This window comes from Pseudoalteromonas sp. MB41, from assembly GCF_020966275.1.
Lineage (GTDB): Bacteria > Pseudomonadota > Gammaproteobacteria > Enterobacterales > Alteromonadaceae > Pseudoalteromonas > Pseudoalteromonas lipolytica.
The window spans coordinates 56,183-72,708 of the sequence record NZ_JAJJZF010000022.1; the positions used below are offsets into that span (position 1 = coordinate 56,183).

13 protein-coding genes and 1 pseudogene are annotated in these 16,526 nt (G+C 40.8%); 10 read left to right on the plus strand and 4 right to left on the minus strand.

The window, feature by feature from the left end; all coding sequences use genetic code 11:
• Positions 1-583: 583 nt before the first annotated feature.
• The 4 genes from LPA49_RS17460 (at position 584) to LPA49_RS17475 (ending at position 5,916) form a co-directional block, all read left to right on the plus strand.
• Positions 584-3,223, plus strand: a complete 2,640-nt coding sequence (locus LPA49_RS17460) for a TonB-dependent receptor (RefSeq protein WP_036969673.1) — start codon at positions 584-586, stop codon at positions 3,221-3,223.
• Positions 3,224-3,300: 77 nt separating this feature from the next.
• On the plus strand, positions 3,301-4,818 hold the full coding sequence (locus LPA49_RS17465) for a glycoside hydrolase family 10 protein (RefSeq protein WP_230237352.1): 1,518 nt from the start codon (positions 3,301-3,303) through the stop codon (positions 4,816-4,818).
• A gap of 62 nt (positions 4,819-4,880) precedes the next feature.
• Positions 4,881-5,633, plus strand: a complete 753-nt coding sequence (locus LPA49_RS17470; RefSeq protein WP_230237354.1) for a hypothetical protein — start codon at positions 4,881-4,883, stop codon at positions 5,631-5,633.
• Between the two features lie 49 nt (positions 5,634-5,682).
• The gene (locus LPA49_RS17475) at positions 5,683-5,916 is read left to right on the plus strand and encodes a hypothetical protein (protein ID WP_036969669.1); all 234 of its coding nucleotides are present in this window, start codon (positions 5,683-5,685) and stop codon (positions 5,914-5,916) included.
• Here LPA49_RS17475 and LPA49_RS17480 read toward each other — a convergent pair.
• The 3 genes from LPA49_RS17480 to LPA49_RS17490 are packed head-to-tail and all read right to left on the minus strand — an operon-like array spanning position 5,913 to position 9,898.
• Positions 5,913-6,293: a diacylglycerol kinase gene (locus LPA49_RS17480; RefSeq protein WP_065979768.1), complete on the minus strand. Its 381-nt coding sequence runs from the start codon at positions 6,291-6,293 to the stop codon at positions 5,913-5,915. The two genes, LPA49_RS17475 and LPA49_RS17480, sit on opposite strands and share 4 nt — an antisense overlap.
• A 20-nt stretch (positions 6,294-6,313) precedes the next feature.
• Positions 6,314-7,939: a phosphoethanolamine transferase gene (locus tag LPA49_RS17485; RefSeq protein WP_230237356.1), complete on the minus strand. Its 1,626-nt coding sequence runs from the start codon at positions 7,937-7,939 to the stop codon at positions 6,314-6,316.
• Positions 7,940-7,954: 15 nt separating this feature from the next.
• Entirely contained in the window at positions 7,955-9,898 is a 1,944-nt protein-coding gene (locus LPA49_RS17490; RefSeq protein ID WP_230237358.1) for an LTA synthase family protein, read from the minus strand.
• Between the two features lie 174 nt (positions 9,899-10,072).
• Here LPA49_RS17490 and LPA49_RS17495 point away from each other — a divergent pair, with 174 nt between their 5' ends.
• From LPA49_RS17495 to LPA49_RS17510, 4 genes are all read left to right on the plus strand, one after another.
• Positions 10,073-10,747 (plus strand): response regulator transcription factor, encoded by a 675-nt coding sequence (locus tag LPA49_RS17495; RefSeq protein WP_036969661.1) that lies wholly within the window; start codon positions 10,073-10,075, stop codon positions 10,745-10,747.
• A complete protein-coding gene (locus LPA49_RS17500) occupies positions 10,747-12,156 on the plus strand; it encodes a cell wall metabolism sensor histidine kinase WalK (protein WP_230237360.1) in 1,410 nt (469 codons plus the stop codon). Before LPA49_RS17495 ends, LPA49_RS17500 begins: the two co-directional genes overlap by 1 nt.
• A 63-nt stretch (positions 12,157-12,219) precedes the next feature.
• The gene (locus LPA49_RS17505; protein ID WP_065979772.1) at positions 12,220-12,408 is read left to right on the plus strand and encodes a DUF3185 family protein; all 189 of its coding nucleotides are present in this window, start codon (positions 12,220-12,222) and stop codon (positions 12,406-12,408) included.
• Between the two features lie 68 nt (positions 12,409-12,476).
• Positions 12,477-14,636 carry an exonuclease domain-containing protein gene (locus tag LPA49_RS17510; protein WP_230237362.1) on the plus strand — a complete coding sequence of 720 codons (2,160 nt, stop codon included), beginning with the start codon at positions 12,477-12,479 and terminating at the stop codon, positions 14,634-14,636.
• 44 nt (positions 14,637-14,680) lie between these two features.
• Here the strand turns inward: LPA49_RS17510 and queC are convergent, their stop codons facing one another.
• Positions 14,681-15,352 (minus strand): 7-cyano-7-deazaguanine synthase QueC, encoded by a 672-nt coding sequence (gene queC, locus LPA49_RS17515; RefSeq protein ID WP_141687275.1) that lies wholly within the window; start codon positions 15,350-15,352, stop codon positions 14,681-14,683.
• 131 nt (positions 15,353-15,483) lie between these two features.
• On the opposite strand from queC, the gene queE reads away from it, so the two are divergent.
• Both queE and LPA49_RS17525 read left to right on the plus strand, forming a co-directional pair.
• Entirely contained in the window at positions 15,484-16,149 is a 666-nt protein-coding gene (gene queE, locus LPA49_RS17520) for a 7-carboxy-7-deazaguanine synthase QueE (protein ID WP_036969649.1), read from the plus strand.
• A gap of 154 nt (positions 16,150-16,303) precedes the next feature.
• A pseudogene (locus LPA49_RS17525) lies at positions 16,304-16,526 on the plus strand (IS110 family transposase); the annotation flags it as partial.

Here is a 16,526-nt window from a genome sequence, read left to right on the forward strand (position 1 = left end):
ATAAAACGCTTTTTGTAATCGAACAAAAAGTTAAAGTTTATGTTTAGGTATTTATACATTACGGCGAGCACAGAGAGCGAAAGCCGATAAGTGCCGAAGTAAAGGGGCGGTACTATGGTGACAACGGCCCTTGCAATCAGTTTTCTGTGTACTGTATTTACTGAGTTATGAGTTAAGCATACTCTTTTTAGGAGGTGTGTATACCCACTGTCTCATCAGCACTTTTTGGTTACCCAATAACAGCAACCCGAGCGCGAATTTCTCTGTTTTAGGCGTTATAAAGGCGTATTCATCAGGGGGTGTTAAGCGATATAGCCTTTTCTCGTTTTCTATAACGTTGATTAATGGATAAAAAATAATGTGGCAAAAATTCAGCTAAACACTTTTAGTCCCTTTTATAGAATTTTATATTTTTAAAAAAATAAATATAAAGAATAAAATATCTTGATTTTAAAGTTTATTACGAATATTGTAGCCGCAATGTAACAATAAAGTTGTTACCGTTTGTTGTTCTAAAGAGCATTTATGTAGTTTGTAGTCACAAAATCTCTCACTTTATAAAAAACGATAGGGTTACAGTTTCATGAATAAAAAATTCTCTGCGTTAGCTATTTGTATTAAAAAAGCGCTCGTTCCATCACTTGTTTTAGGGGCTTCAGCATCGGTTTTCGCAGCCGATGAACAAGCTGATAAAAAGAAAGTCACCAAAGAAGACATTGAACAAATAGAAGTTCGTGGGTATGCGGCTTCCGTTGAAAAAAGTATCAATATGAAGCGCTTTTCAAATAGCGTAGTTGATGCTGTGTCTGCAGAAGACATCGGTAAGTTTCCAGATCAAACGGTCGCAGACGCACTTCAGCGTATTCCAGGTGTTCAGGTTGAAAAAGACTTGGGTGGCGAAAGCGACAGAGTAAGTATCCGTGGTACTGCACCTCATTTAAATATTACGTTGTTGAACGGGCAAAACGTGGCATCAGCGACAGCTTCAGCCTCAATCACGCGCCCATCACGAGGTTTTAACTATTCGTTATTACCTGCAGAGCTTGTTGATACGCTTGAAGTATATAAATCGGCTGAAGCTGACATTGACGAAGGCTCAATTGGTGGAACCGTTGTTGTTAAAACACGTAAGCCGTTGGATAGCGAGGCAAATTATGCCGCGTTATCAGTAAAGGCTTTCCATTTTGAAAATGCTGATGAAACAAAACCGTATTTATCGGGTTTATACTCGTGGAAAAATGAAGCACAAGACTTTGGCTTCAATGTGGGTTTTATTCACAAAGAAACAGCGACGCAACGTGACAGTAAAGAAGTACGTTTTGGCTACCGTAGTACTGATGCAAACCAAGACGGCAATGCTGAGTTTTATCCGGGTGCTGTGGGTTACAACCGTTATGCTAGTGACAGTGATTTAGACACCGCAACCGTGACGCTGCAATATGCTGCAAATGATAATCTGGATTTTGTATTTAACAATTTATATTCATCGTCGGAACACAAGTCGTTTGGCACTTACTCCAGTGGTTTTATTTTACAAAACATCAGTAATGTAGAAAATCCTGTTATTGTTGATGGTACGTTAGTGGCGGGTGATTTACCGGCTCATAATAATTTAGGTTATTACGGTAATGCAGGTTACGAGGGCGAATTTAAGACTCAAGCGCATGATTTAAAAGTAACTTACAAAGCTGATAATTACACCGTAACGGGGCAATTAGGTTACAGCAAAGCGGATGGTGAGGTCAGCGATGTGTATTCAGAATATTATGCTAATACAGATGCCTCATTTACACTTGAAAATGGTACACCCGATGTCACTTTATCAGCGGACTTAAGTCCACAAGATTACCGCTTAGACTATAACCATAAAAACGATATTTTTAATGACTCAAAAGAAATTTATGGTCAATTAGACGTTGAATATTTACTTGATGGTGGTTTTTTTACCGCTATCAAAGCGGGTGTTAAGTACAGAGAGCACTCAAAAGCAGCCAGTTTAATGAAAGCTAATTACCCTAAAGTGTCAGCAGACGGTGAAACTTATCACTTGGGTATGTTTGCTAGCGACTCGGCCTCTGACTTTATGGGCGAGGGGGCAAATGCAATTTTATGGCAGTTTGATAACGCTAAGTACGCCGATTGGATTTCATCAACCACGCCGACTAGTGGCCCATACGAGCACTTAGATTACACCTTTGATTTAGAAGAGACCGTGACCGCTGGGTATGTAAAGGCTGTGTTCGATTACAATAAATGGCGCGGTAACATGGGTGTTCGAGCGGTGAAAACTGAGCTTGATTCGCGTTCAGTTGAGTACACAGGTCGCAGCTTTGCACCTGAAAATATCCAAGATGTCGAAAGCACAAATAGTTACGATGACTTTTTACCGAGTGTAAATATTAATTATGATTTAGCCGATGATGTTGTTGTGCGTTTTGCTGCGGCAAAAGTGATGTCTCGCCCTGATTATGACTTTTTATCTGCACGCAAAAGTGGTTACTGTGCAGCTGCCACAGGGTGTAAAGGCACCGAAGGGAATCCTTATTTAAAACCATATCGTGCGACTCAATATGACCTTTCGGCAGAGTGGTACTTTAATGAATCGTCAATTCTATCATTTGCTTACTTCTACAAAGATATCGACTCGTATATTACCAATGCGACTGTTGAAAAACAGTGGACATGGACAGACCCAGATACCGGTATTGAAGAGGTGCGTGATTTCTTAGTGACGCAGCCACAAAATGGTTTAGGTGGCGAAAATGCGGGCTTCGAAGTGAACTATACTCAAAAACTACCGTATGGTTTTGGTATTCAAACAAACTATACCTATTCTGATGCTGAGCTTGAGCAAACCGCTGAGCAAAAAGAAGCAGGTGAAGAAGCCGTATTACCAAATAACTCTGAAGATACGTTTAATGCCACGGTTTATTACGAAAACAGCGCATTCTCTGCACGTGTTTCATACACTTATCGCTCTGAGTACTTCTACACAAACTACTTAGGTTTAAACCAGTATAAAGATGGCTTTGGTCAATATGATTTGAACATGAGTTACAACGTGACAGAAAATCTTAATCTTATTTTCCAAGCGATTAACCTCACAAACGAAGAGCAAAAAGCGACGTCGGGTAACAGCACAGGTATGCCCGATAACAATCGTCCGTTGGCTATTCATGACTACGGTCGCCGTTTCTTACTGGGCGCACAAATGAAATTCTAATCAGATTGATTCGACGTTTACTCATTTAATTAAGGCACAGCATATTTATGCTGTGCCTTTTTAATAATAGGTTAGCTATGCATTTTAAAAATTTACTTATCTTGTTGATGTTTTCTGGTTTGATTGGATGTAGCTTTTTGCCCAGTTCTGAGCCGAGTAGTGCTGAAAAGCAGATGCTTGGCAAAATTCACCAACAGGTCGTCGCGCGAGAATTTCGCGCAGCGTGGGTTGCGACAGTGGCCAATATAAATTGGCCCCTGGAGCCGGGGTTACCTGTTGCAGAGCAAAAAGAACACGCAATTAGAATACTGGATACGCTGCAACAACATAATTTTAATACGGTGATTTTTCAGGTGAGGCCCCAAGCTGATGCCCTTTATCAAAGTAGTTATGAGCCGTGGTCTTACTATTTAACGAAAGAGCAGGGAAAAGCCCCAGAGCCTTATTATGATCCCTTACAATTTTGGATAGAAAACGCGCATAAACGTGGCTTAAAGCTTCACGCATGGATCAATCCATATCGAGCACATCATCATGTAGGGGGGCCGTTATCGTCGCAGTCGGTCGTGAATACCCAGCCTGATAAGGTGGTTAAATTAAAAAATGGTACTTTTTGGTTTTTGCCGACAGATAAAGATGTGGTCACTCATACATTAAATACATTAACAGAGCTGGTAACGCGCTATGATTTAGATGGTATTCATTATGATGATTACTTTTACCCGTATCCATCGTATAACGAAGGAGACGATTTTCCAGATGCTGAGCAATATCAGGCATATATTCAAGCAGGTGGGACGCTTAGTGTGCCAGACTGGCGACGCAATGCGGTGAACACATTTGTGCAGCGTCTTTACAGTACGGTGAAAGAAATTAAACCACATGTGTTAGTCGGGATCAGCCCATTCGGTATATACAGACCAACACAGCCGAGTACCATTCGTGGCATGGATCAGTACGAAACGCTTTTTGCAGATGCCAAGTTATGGCTAAACGAAGGGTGGTTAGATTACTTTTCACCTCAGCTTTATTGGCCAATAAACCAATACGCACAAAGCTACCCGCTCTTATTAAGCTGGTGGCAGTCACAAAACACGCAAGGTCGTCATTTATGGCCGGGTATTAATGCGCTGCGATCATTCGACGAAGCAGGTGTTGATGAAGTGGTTAATCAAATAATGATCAACCGTGGATTTTTGACTGCATCGCCAGGGACCGTTTTTTGGAATGTTGCCGCACTAGATGGGAGCCAATTAATGCGTGACGTCATTGCAGATGGCGTATTTCAGCATCAAGCTTTAATTCCTGAAACGCCTTGGATAGACATGCCCGCTCTATCACCGTTTAAACTTGAGTATCAACAACAGGCTGAATCTATAGTGTTACGCTGGCAACATACAACCCCTGAACACGTCGCGCACAGCTTAGTGTACACGCAATATGGTGATGATTGGCACTATCAAATTTACACGCCTGATGTTAATTGGCTTAAGGTCAATAAAACAAAAGAGGGGCAGTCGCTCCATGCTGTAAAAGTGATTGCGGTCGATAGGCTAGGAAATCAAAGCCCTGCCACAGAAATCGCCTTCAAGTAGAGTCTGTACGCTGTATCCCTTTATCTGTTACGCTTATGAAAATCAATAAAATAGGCATCAGAGTGAACGCAATTAAGGTATTTGCAGTATTGCTGCTGGGATGTATTTTTTCGACAAAAAATATGGCCGCAACTCAACATATAAATCTTGTTAAGCCAGTAGTTGCGGCATTTAAAGCGGGTGATAAAGACACCATCGCAGAGCGTGTTCATTATCCGCTAAAGCGTAAAGCCCCCTTAGAAGCTATTAAAAACAAGCACATGCTGATAGCGCGCTTTGATGAGGTTTTTGATAAAGCGTTCGTTGAAAAAATCACAACCTCCAATATTCGCCACGATTGGCAAATGATGGGCTGGCGAGGCATTATGTTTGACTCGGGTAAATTGTGGCTTGATTTTGATGGTTCAATTTGGGCTGTTCCCTATGAATCAGAAGCAGAAAAAACACGGCGTGAAGCGCTTATTGCAAAGCAAAAACAACGCCTGCATGAAAGTCTTCGCGAATTTACACAGTCGATACTAACTTGGAAGACAAAAAAGCATTTAATACGTATTGATGAATTGGCAGAAAACCAATACCGCTATGCAGCATGGGACATCACGCAAACAATGGCGGATGAACCACGCATTGTGATAACAGGGGGCACGTTAAGCTTTGATGGCAGTGGCGGTAACCATTTTTATACGTTTATGAATAACGGCTACCGCTATGTGTGTCATGTTATTGTGCTAGGTACTGAGCAATCACCAGCGGGGCAATTAGAAGTATTTAAAAATGGTGCACAGGTTTTGTCTGAGCCTGCTTTGGATTTTTAGGTGTTTTTGCTTATTTTGCACTACGCTTACTCTTTTAAAGGAGTAAGTTATGAGTACAAAATTTTGGGTTTTAAGAGCCATTAGAGTTTTCACGCTGGTGGCTATTTTATTATTTATGGTAGAAATCCTTAAAGGCCACGACACACAAAGTGCATTAAGTTTTGCGTTACTTTGGTCATTTATTGCAACGGCAATTTTTATCGCAACCCGTTTATATCACTCATCAAAAGGGCGACATTGTGCATTGTGTAATGACACCCCAGATGATAAAAAAGCGAATTAACCTAGGTTGCTAACAAATACACCGCCCCATACCAGCGCACAAATCGTAAGAGCAATAAGCACAGCTGCTGACCCCAAGTCTTTGGCTAGGCCTGATAACGGATGAATTTCAAGGCCTATGCGGTCTATTGCAGCTTCAATTGCCGTATTGACCACTTCAGCAAACATCACAAATAACACAGAGACAAGCAGCATGATTTTCTCATACAGGGTAATTTGCCAGACAAAAACCACGGCTATGGCAAGGACTAACAGTATCAGCTCTTGTTTAAAAGCAGACTCATGCTTTGCTAACCACGTGAATGCACGTTGGGAATTTTTAAATGCTAGGCGAATACGTTTAATGCCTATTGGTTTGTTAGTGCTATCAAATTGCATCGTATGAAATCTCTATTTCGTTAGCTTTGTTTTGAGCAAGTATAAAAAATGTCTTGCTCAGGGTTATATTTAGTACTTCCGACATGAGTTAAGCCAAGTAGGGTGTCAAAAATGTTATCGTGCGAAAAAGCATGGTTACGCTGTTGTTCAATACATTGGTTAAAGCGGCTATCGGCTAGTTTATTACTCCAAAATAGCATAGGCACTTGGGTTTGCTCTTTAGGCGCTAATGCGTATGGGAAGCCATGTAAATACAAACCTTTTTCACCTAACGACTCACCATGATCAGAGACATATAACAGTGATTTATCATCCGCCTTACTGTCTTTAAGCAAGTTGATTAGTTTACTCAGCACTAAGTCGGTATAAGCAATGGTATTGTCATAGGTGTTTGTGAGTTGCTCGCTGCTACAATTTTGGATATCGCTACGTGGGCAGTCAGGCAAAAATTTAGTCTCTTTTTCTGGATAGCGGCGATAGTAGGTTGGCCCATGCGAGCCAATCATGTGTAGCACGACTAGTTGGTGCGTCGCATGACTCTTGGCAAGTGTTGCAGCTAACTCTTCAACGAGTACTTCATCAAAACAGTAATGGCCATCACACTGTGTATTTATTTTATTTGGTTCGATAGTCTTAGACTTAACGCGAACACAAACGCCTTTACAGCTGCTGTTATTGTCAATCCAAGTGACTTCAACACCACTTCGCTGGATTAGATCAAGCACATTTTCTTGGCTCTGCGCAAGCCGGGAATCGTATTCATTTCTATCTAAACGCGAGAACATACAAGGCACAGAAATGGCTGTTGCGGTGCCACATGAGCTGACATCGCTGAAGTATTTCACACCGAGTTTTGGTGTATATGGATTCGTTTTCTTGTCATAACCTTGCAGTGAAAAGTTAGCTGCTCTGGCTGTTTCGCCTACCACCATAATGGTGAGTGAGCTTTGCTGCTTAGCCAATAAATACGGTGTTTTATCTAATACTTTAAATGGTAAAGGCGGGTAAAAATAATTATCGCGCAAGTACTTATAGCTTGCGGTGTAAAATGCAAAAGGAGTTATGTAACTTGTTAGCTGGCGGTTATTACGCCCTACAGAGGCATAATCTTTATAAAATGGCACAGCAATAACGGCTACAGCAATAAACGCTGTGACGTTGAGAAACGCAAAGCTTTTTAGGCGAACACGAAAGTTTCCGACAATTTTAAAGCGAGAAAACAAATAGGCTGGGAGCACCCCAAGCACACCAATAAAAGCGATGACTTGTACATTTAGGTATGAAAATGCCTCACCTGAATTTGTTTCTAAGACATTTTGCAACATGCTTTTATCAAAGATAACACCGTAATTTAAGGTTGCATAAAACAACAGTGACGAAACTACGATGCTTGTTAAAAGCACGGGTTTTACAAAGGTGATTAACGATAACCAACTCAATACCATTGCCGTCAGTGCTAATAAGAAAAAAGGTACGCTTGCTATAAATAACCAATTGATATGTTCAGGTTTGCTGGCAGCTTCAAGCATGTTAAATAAAAACAGGCCATTAAATGCTATAACCAAGTAAAACGACACCAGCCAGACAAATTGGCTGTAGCTAACGTGCCATTTTTTAGTAAGGAGTTGTTTAATTTGCATGCTCATAATCATTCCTCATCGCTACGGTTTAATTGGTAAGCGATACAACTGTTCGGTATAAGCTAAATTGCTAAATAAGACGTGAGCTAAGGCTTTTTTGGCAAGCTCAACGCTGCTATCTGCGTTATCGATGGCAACTTGGGTTTTACTAGCAGGGTCATAGCGCCAATAGCTCACTTTTTGGTTTGGCATCAGGATCACGGCTTCACCATTTTCTACGTAAGCAAAGTTGTCGTAGTACTGCATCATGGCGCGCTCTACGGGGTATTGTTTTGTTAAGTCGTAGCCGATCATTGGGGTCGCTTGTTCAACACCTAATAACGATAACAAGGTTACCGGTAAATCCATTTGGCTTACTAAGCGAGTATCACGCTTTGCTTTCATATCACTGTTTAAAATGACCGCAGGAATATGGAAAGATTTAAGCGGCACAGGCTCTGAGCCAAACACGCGCACATCATGATCAGCAACCACTAAAAATACCGTGTCTTGCCAGTAATCTTGTGTTTTGGCTTTTGCGATGAATTTACCTAGCGCGTAGTCAGCGTATTTAATTGCGAGATCGCGTTTGTAGTTTTGAGGGTCGTGGCCTTCAGGCAGCGTTACCTTACCTTCTGGAATATCAAAGGGATCGTGATTACTTGAAGTAAACACAAGGCTGAAAAAAGGTTTGCCCGCTTTATTTAGCTCGTTTAGCTCTTTATCAGCTTGATTGAATAAGTCTTCGTCGCTTACTCCCCAAGATGAGATAAACTCTGGGCTTTGTATGTCATTAATATCTACAATATCGCTAAAGCCATTGCCTAAGAAAAAGCTTTTCATGTTATCGAAGTGGCTTTCACCGCCATAAATAAATTGGGTGGTATAACCTGTGCGTGCCAGTACATCGGCAAGTGAAAAGAAGTTATGCTGTGACTTTGATAGCTTTACTACTGAGCGAGAAGGTGAGGGGATAAAACCGGTTGTTACAGCTTCAATTCCTCGGACAGAACGTGTACCCGTTGCATATAGATTGTTAAATCCCCAACCTTCTTTATACAGCTTATCAAGGTGTGGTGTAACACCAATGCCACCTAACTCCCCCACAAAACGAGCACCTAAGCTCTCTTCTAAAATGATCACTAAGTTCTTTTTACTTTTATGGTTAAACGCTGTGTTAACAGCAAGCGTTGGGATTGCCTCAATGATGAACTCTGAGCGATATGATGCTTTTTTAACGGTGTCGATAATGTCACTGCGTGGCATGGTGCCATATAGACTACTGGCATTCTTTTCATTACCCATATTTTTTAACGCAAACGCTACACTGTAGGGTGAGTTGAGCACCAGTGAATTAACCAGCGAGTCACCCGAAAAATACACTAATGCCGGATTTAGAGGGCGATGACTTACAGTACCTCTTGCGCTAATTAAACAAATTATTAAGGTGGTAACGAGTATTACCACTTGGCTAGCCTTTTTAGTGTTTTGTTGTTTACTAAATGCTGCATTTATAAAGCGATACGCAAACACACAACTTAGTGTTGCAATAATTAAGGTGCTTATCATAGCCAGCTGATGGCCATTTAACAGCATAGAGAATACTTCTTGAGGGTAATCTAGGTATTCGACAAACAAGCGATTTGGTCGCACATCGTATTGGTTAATAAATGCGGGTGTTGAAGCCTCAACAACCACGATTAAAGTTACGACTAGGCTGCTATAAAGAGTAAAAGCATGTTGAAATAAAGCGGTTCTACTGCGCAAAAACACGTTAGCAAGTAACATCAAAACGGCTAAAGCTGATAGGTAACCTAGGCTACTCAAATCGATTCTCAGGCCACCAATTAGCACAGCTATGCTATCACCATCAACAAGCCGTTGCTGCTGCCATAACAGTAAGCCAATTCTCGACAGCATAAAAACTGTCATTAATAATAAGGTAAAACGAAACAAAGGTTTTAAAACGGAGAGTTTTGCTGTCATAGTCGTACTTTCTTAATCGAAACTACGGCAATAGTAGGAAGCAAAACTTAAGAAATCCTTATGGTAATCTTAATATTTTCTAAACCAGAAAAACTTCAGTAAATCTTAAGTGAATCTTAAGTTTGGTGCTGTAACCTGATGAGGTAGAAGAGTTTTTACTTATTTGAGTAACATATGAAATTGTTAATTATTGAAGATTCAGTGTCATTAAGACGTAGTCTACGAGTTGGCCTTGAAAACTTAGGTTTTACCATTGATGAAACTGGCGATGGCGCTGAAGGACTTAGTATGGCAATGACAGGAGAGTACGAATTAATAGTACTCGACATTATGTTACCCAGTATTGATGGTATTACGTTATTACAAACCATAAGAGCAAAGCAGCTCGATGTGCGTGTGCTCATTTTATCTGCCAAGCAAGAACCTGAAGACAAAGTGAAAGGGCTGCTGACTGGGGCCGATGACTACCTAACAAAACCATTTTCGTTTGATGAGCTTCATGCAAGGTTATTAAACTTGATGCGTCGCGGTGGCTTGAAAACAATCAGTGATGTGATCCGCATCGATAACTTGGCTTTGAACTTACAATTAAAACTGTTGCAAGTCGGTGACACTGTAATCGACCTTACGCCCAACGAATACAAAATTGTTGAGTGCTTATTTAGTAATCAAAATAAAGTGATTACATCAGAAAAGTTAAGTACTTATATTGCAGGGCAATATGACTTAGTTTCGAAAAACTCTATTGAGGCGCATTTATCATCAGCACGTAAAAAGGTCAGAGCGGCAGGTGGTGAGTTACCTATTCAAACCAAGCGTGGTTTTGGTTACATAATTCAAGGAAGGTGATGAAATCAATTCGCAGTAAATTAGTTTTTACTCTATCCATAGCGATAACTGGGCTTGTTTTAGGTATTTTATTAGCCACAGATATTGCAGTCGATAATTGGATTGATAATGAGTTTAACCGTGGCTTACACTCAAAAGCTGGCATGCTGATGACTTTGGTACATGAAGATGAAGAAGGGGTGGCTTTTAATTTCTCGAGTGAATTTATGCCAGAGTTTGATGGGCAGTTTGAGCCTGAGTATTTTCAGATTTGGACTGAGGAGGGAGTGTTTACACGCTCACAAAGCCTTAATTTATTTGCTTTGAAGAACCTTAAGTTTGAAGAGTTAAAATTGGGTGAAGCGAAAATAATGACCACCCAGCTACCGGATGGTCGTGACGGACGAATCATTTATACTCGTTTTCAGCCGCAACTTGACTCGCACTCACATAGGAATTTTTATAATGGAGTGAGTAGACCACATCACAGCACGCTTACTTTGGCCTATGCCGCGTCTTCTGAAGAAGTTGATTTTATTTTGTGGTTAATTGACGTTATTTTTATTGTAACCACAGTGACAGTCATTGTTTTTATTCGGCTCTTTGTACGTAAATCGGTCGACAGTTCTTTAGCGCCACTGAATAAACTCAATCGTGATATTAGTCGGCTTAGTATCGCAGATAAAAATGCAATAATTGTCGTTGAAGAACCAGTTAAAGAGCTGCAGCCGATTGTAAATAGCTTGAATGCCTTTATTAAAGAAAATAGGCAGCTGTACTTTCGCGAAAAACGTTTAACGTCAGACATCGCTCACGAACTAAAAACCCCCATTGCTGAGCTAATCAACATGGCCGAAGTGGCCATTCGTTTTCCTGATGAAAAAGAATTTGAAGCCGATTTTAAACCCGAGGTACTGAAAATTAGCCAACGGTTAAAAAGCATTGTGTCGAACCTATTGCTACTGCATAAATACAGTAATGAAGCCTTACCAAAACAAGATGCTTGCGATTTAAATCAGGTCATAATGCGTACCTTAGAAAGGTGCGATCTAGAGCGAGTTGAATTTGCACTTCAAGAAGATATCCCAGCTATTGTTAGTAACCTATTTGCACTTGAATCAATCATCATCAATCTTGTGAATAACGCTAAACAATACAGCCCAGAAAAGAGTGTAGTGACTGTAAGTACGCTCCTTAATAAAGAGGGTAAGTTGCAATTATCTGTTACTAATGAATTAAAAATACCCTTAACCGATGAAGATATTAGCCAGTTATTTGATCCACTGTGGCAAAAAGACAGTGCCAGAACATCCAGCGATAATTTTGGTCTTGGATTATCGATTGTCAAAGCGTTAAGCACATCGATAAACGCCGAACTTAACGTTGAGTTAAATAAGGAATTTATTACCTTTAGTTTGAAATTAAAGTGAAATTTTGCAGCGTGTGTATTTATGTGCAACACTGAAAGTGAACAACAATAAGGAATAATAACTATGGGTAAAATTATTGGTATCGCACTTATCGTGATTGGTGTTGCACTTGCTGTATGGGGTTATAACGTTTATGACTCGGCCAGTGCTCAAGTAAGTCGTACGTTTAGTGGCGACACACCTATCGAAGCATGGCTTGGTATGGTGGGTGGGGCAATCTGCGCCATTGTGGGAATTTATAAAGTAAAATAAGCAACCACATGTTGAAATAAGCAAGCTAATACCTGATACTGTATTTATATACAGTTGTGGTGTTAGCTATGCAAAAACAATTACCGCTAAAATATTATTTAAATCACTTTTTTGAATTAGCTGAGTTTATTCAGGCGCAATGCAAAACGTTGCTAACTCCTGAACAACAGCAATTTATCGTTAAGTTAACCCAGCTCGACGAACAAAGCTTGTGTACTTTGTTACGTATCTATTCGCGAAAACCAAGACTTGTCGCGCTTTCATCGCTTAATTACGAAGAAATCCCAAACCTACACGGCGCTATTTTTAAACTTAAGCAGTTCGCGCTGGTGGCTCACCCTACGGTTGATGATCTTGATTTGGTACTTGCTCATTTAACGAAACCTGAGCTTGTTGCATTGCTTGCCGATGACGCACTTTTTAAAACCCCTGTTACGTTTAAAAAGTCGGCCAGTAAAGGGGTTTTACTGGCACTGTGTAAACAACATATTGACCGAGAGGCGAATGCGCTTGAGCAGTTATGTGGAGAGTTTGTTGTTAATAGCCGAGCAGAATATTACGAGTACTTTGAGTTTTTATACAGCGGTCGCTTAAGTGCAGGTGATATAAACCATCAAAACCGCTTTGTTATGCGTGATTTAGGGATAGCGAAGGTGCGTAATGATGTTGGTGAAACGCGGTCACGTTTTAATACTCTTGAAGAAGCACAGACTCATTACCAATTAAATCAATGCCGCATGCAGTTTAAGGCATGCGAGATGCCTGAACAATATCGTCATTTAGCCAATGAACTGTTACAGATAAACTGTACTGACGATTTAGCGCACAGTATTAAAAATAAACTGCTTATTCGCTTATTTAAGCAATTTAAAGAGGCTGATTTGGCTTATGCATGCACACTTTTAGATAATTGCACTGGTAGCAGTGAAGCACAAGAACTGGCTATTCGTGTACGTTATAAACAAGGTGATACTGAATGGGTACAGCAAACGTTAGAAGCAATTATTAACGACCCCATCGACGACGGCATTTTGTATTTTGCTGAAGATTTCTTACAACGAAAATACAACAAGCAGCAGTGCTCTCGGTTAACACAAATGCTCAGTGATACTGAGTGTCAGTTAGAGATTGACGATATTTATCGTGGCGATGTTGAGCAAGGAGTCTGTGAGTATTATCAACAGCAGGGATATACGGTATTTTTTACTGAAAATAATCTGTGGTTGAGTTTATTCGCGCTGACGTTTTGGCAAGAACTGTTTGTGGATACACCGTACCCACCGTGCAATGAATTTGATATTTACCCGCATGTTTTATTAGCCGATTGTTTTTACGCTTCGCAGCAGGCAGATATTGAGCAAAAACTGGCAACGTTCACCCATAATGATTGTATTTATAAGCAGGTTTGCAAAAGTGCAGCGCAGTTTTACGATACGCCAACGGGGTTGTTTCAATGGCACAGTGATATTCTTGAGCCTTTAAAAGTGCTTATTCAGCACAGTGAACTTGAGAGTTTAAAAGCGCATTTATTGCAAATGACAAAAACTTTTAAACAACTCAAAGATGGCTACCCAGACTTAATGGTACTGAAAGACACTGGCTTGTGCTTTGAAGAAGTGAAAGCGCCTGGTGATAAACTCAGATGCAATCAGCTGGTGAGTATTGATATATTAAAACAGCATGGCTTTACCGTGAATATTGTTGCGGTAAATTGGTTTAATGATCCTAACCGTATATACAGTGTGGTTGACATTGAAACCACGGGTGGAGTGCAAGGTAATAATAAAATAACCGAAATTGCCGTGGTGCAGCTACAAGCCGGCGAAGTGATTAAGCAGTGGGCAAGTTTAATTAATCCAGAGCGAAGTATACCGCCATTTATCACCAAGTTGACCGGCATTAATGCCGCCATGGTGCGCGATGCCCCTTGTTTTGCTGATATAGCCGATACGCTCAGAGGGCTCTTAAAAGGGTCGGTATTTGTGGCTCATAATGTGAATTTTGATTACAGTTTTATTCGTAAAGAATACGCCGCAATCGCCCAGACCTTTAAAATGCCTAAATTGTGTACGGTGGTTGAGTCGCGAAAAGCATTTCCGAAACTTCCCTCATACTCGCTTGGTAATTTAGCTGCGCATTTTGAACTGAATTTAACGAATCATCACCGTGCGCTGGCTGATGCTACCGCCACAGCCCAGTTGTTAAAACTTATTCAGCAAACACAATGATAAAAGGCGAGTTAAACTCGCCTTTTATCATTTTGCGTTTGCGGTTATTCGTACTCAATAGGGTCTGTTACGTTATTAAGTGCGAAGGCTTCTAAACGCTCTTGGCATGCACCACATTTACCACAGGCTTTGTCGCGGCCGTTGTAGCAGGTCCATGTTTGGCTGTAATCAAGGCCCATTTTTAAACCATCTGTCAAAATGTCGATTTTCGTATTGTTTAAATAAGGGCTGAAAATTTCAACGGCGTCGTAGTTTGCAATACGGCATACATCATCCATTTTTTTTACGAACTCTGGACGACAATCTGGGTAAATTGCATGGTCACCTGAATGAGCACCGTAATACACTTTGCTGGCTTTTAGCGACACTGCGTAGCCAACAGCCAGTGATAATAAAATCATGTTACGGTTTGGCACGATCGTGCTCTTCATGCTCTCTTCTTCGTAATGACCTTCTGGCACGTCTATATCGTCGGTTAACGACGAGCCGCCAATCAGTTGATTAATCGCAGAAATATCAACGATTTTATGAGGAACACCAAGCTTTTCACACACTTGAGCCGCCACTTTAAGCTCTTTGACATGACGCTGGCCGTAGTCGAACGACAGGGCATACACTTCGTGGCCTTGCTGCAGGGCTTTATTTAATACGGTAAATGAGTCCATACCGCCGGAATAAATAACAACTACTTTTTGCGTCATAACTGTTTTGCTCATACTTTTGATAGAGGTTTACTTCAGGGCGCGATATACTACACGGCTCGGGCCTAAATAACAATTTTTGCCCGCGATTTTGGTTTTTAGGCGGCCAATTTTTACTGTCCGTCGCGTCGTAAGTGAGATGTCTTTTGTACAAAATTAACGAAGTGTTTGAAACAATTCAAGGTGAAGCAAGTTTTACGGGTACACCTTCAATCTTTTTACGTTTGCAAGGCTGCCCTGTGGGCTGTGCTTGGTGTGATACAAAACAAACATGGGACGTTGATAATGTGTATAGGGTGTCGCTTGATGACACGGTCGAAAAAAAAGCGGACTCTGATCATTGGGCCGAAGCCTCTGCAGAGCAAATATTAGCGCTATTTAAAGAACGCGGTTACAACGCAAAGCATGTGGTGATCACCGGTGGTGAACCTTGCATGTATGACTTAAACCCAGTGTGTGAGCTATTACATGCAAACGGTTATTCTACGCAAATAGAAACCAGCGGCACATTCGAGATTTTAGTCCCTGAGCAAACGTGGGTGACGGTTTCACCAAAAATTAATATGCGCGGCGGTTACAAAGTACTGCGCAGTGCAATGCAACGCGCCGATGAAATTAAACACCCAGTGGCTATGCAAAAGCATGTCGAAGAGCTTGAAGATTTGTTCTTAAAAACAGGCGTGAATCCGCGTTTAGTTTACCTTCAACCCATCAGCCAAAAAACATCAGCGACTAAACTGGCCATTGAAACCTGTATTGCAAAGAACTGGCGTTTATCAGTGCAAGTGCATAAGTATTTGGGAATTAGTTAAACAGATAATTTTTGTGTACAGAAACAAAAAAAGCGTTGCACCATGGCAACGCTTTTTTACTATGTTCTCGTAACTCGTAACTCAATGGTATGGACTCCCCACCTTTGTCAAAATCGACTAAGGTGAAAGTGACAAACAAAAAGGAGCCCATACCATGACACAGTCTAGCACTATAACGATTGATTTAGCCAAAACAGTCTTTCAAGTCGCTTTCTTTAATAAGTTCGGTGTTTTAAAGTCGAATGAGAAAATGACTGAACGCAAGATGCTTTCATTTATAGTGAACCATCCAGAAGCGATTATATGTATGGAAGCTTGTAGCAGCGCTCACTATTATGGTCGTAAATTTGAAGGACAAGGACACAAAGTTAAGTTAA

Bases quoted from the DNA above. Each gene is read 5' to 3' on its own strand.
- LPA49_RS17475 (WP_036969669.1), top strand. From the start codon at position 5,683: ATGAGTACAAAATTTTGGGTTTTAAGAGCCATTAGAGTTTTCACGCTG.
- LPA49_RS17495 (WP_036969661.1), top strand. From the start codon at position 10,073: ATGAAATTGTTAATTATTGAAGATTCAGTGTCATTAAGACGTAGTCTA.
- LPA49_RS17510 (WP_230237362.1), top strand. From the start codon at position 12,477: ATGCAAAAACAATTACCGCTAAAATATTATTTAAATCACTTTTTTGAA.
- queC (WP_141687275.1), bottom strand. From the start codon at position 15,352: ATGAGCAAAACAGTTATGACGCAAAAAGTAGTTGTTATTTATTCCGGC.
- LPA49_RS17500 (WP_230237360.1), top strand. From the start codon at position 10,747: ATGAAATCAATTCGCAGTAAATTAGTTTTTACTCTATCCATAGCGATA.
- LPA49_RS17505 (WP_065979772.1), top strand. From the start codon at position 12,220: ATGGGTAAAATTATTGGTATCGCACTTATCGTGATTGGTGTTGCACTT.
- LPA49_RS17490 (WP_230237358.1), bottom strand. From the start codon at position 9,898: ATGACAGCAAAACTCTCCGTTTTAAAACCTTTGTTTCGTTTTACCTTA.
- LPA49_RS17460 (WP_036969673.1), top strand. From the start codon at position 584: ATGAATAAAAAATTCTCTGCGTTAGCTATTTGTATTAAAAAAGCGCTC.
- LPA49_RS17485 (WP_230237356.1), bottom strand. From the start codon at position 7,939: ATGAGCATGCAAATTAAACAACTCCTTACTAAAAAATGGCACGTTAGC.
- LPA49_RS17465 (WP_230237352.1), top strand. From the start codon at position 3,301: ATGCATTTTAAAAATTTACTTATCTTGTTGATGTTTTCTGGTTTGATT.
- LPA49_RS17480 (WP_065979768.1), bottom strand. From the start codon at position 6,293: ATGCAATTTGATAGCACTAACAAACCAATAGGCATTAAACGTATTCGC.